Below are 808 nucleotides of genomic sequence, written 5' to 3'. Positions count from 1 at the left end.
CACGGCGGTGGAGCCGGTAAAGGTGAATTTGCGCACCAGCGGGTTACCAGTCATCTCGGCGCCGATTTCCCGCGAGCTTTTGCCCACTACCACGTTGAATACGCCTTTGGGTACGCCGGCCTGCTCGGCCAGCACAGCCATCGCCAGGGCGGACAGCGGGGTTTCCGAGGCGGGCTTGGAGACAAAGGTACAGCCGGTAGCCAGTGCCGGAGCGACTTTGCGCGCAATCATGGCGCTGGGGAAGTTCCACGGGGTGATGGAGGCGGTCACGCCCACCGGCTGTTTGACGACGACGATGCGCTTGTCTTTGCTCGGGGGGGCGATTACGTCGCCATAGACGCGCTTGGCCTCTTCGCTGAACCATTCGAGGTAGTTGGCCCCGTAAATGATTTCGGTGCGCGCTTCGGAGAGCGGCTTGCCCTGCTCGGCAGTGAGGATTGCTGCCAGGTCGTCGACGTTGTCGATGATGAGGTTGTACCAGTCGCGCAGAACCTTGGCGCGTTCTTTGACGGTGAGATCTCGCCAGGCGGGCCAGGCGGCGTTGGCAGCCTCGATTGCGCGACGGGTTTCGTCGGCGCCACAGCTGGCAATGGTGGCGACGACTTCGCCATTCGCGGGGTTGGTTACGTCCAGAGTATTGCCGGAATCCGCATCAGACCACTGGCCGTTGATATAGGACTGTTTGCGCAGCAGGTTGGGATTTTTAAGGTTGAGCATTTTTAGGGTCCTTGCCTTTTAGTTGCCGGCGAGCTCCGTGGCGGCGCAGCTGGCTGGGCAACCTTGCCAGACACGCCGTAAACCCATCCCT

The 808-nt window shown here is 61.5% G+C and carries 1 protein-coding gene; it reads right to left on the bottom strand.

Translation table 11 applies throughout. The features are described 5' to 3' along the window. Window positions 1-717 (bottom strand): aldehyde dehydrogenase family protein (locus B4U49_RS00385; RefSeq protein WP_143735428.1); only part of this gene is annotated, 717 nt, incomplete at its 3' end. Between the last annotated feature and the right edge of the window lie 91 nt (window positions 718-808).

This window comes from Microbulbifer mangrovi (assembly GCF_002009015.1).
GTDB lineage: Bacteria > Pseudomonadota > Gammaproteobacteria > Pseudomonadales > Cellvibrionaceae > Microbulbifer > Microbulbifer mangrovi.
Note: the sequence above shows the minus strand (reverse complement) of the source record. Positions and strands in the feature narration are given on the sequence as shown.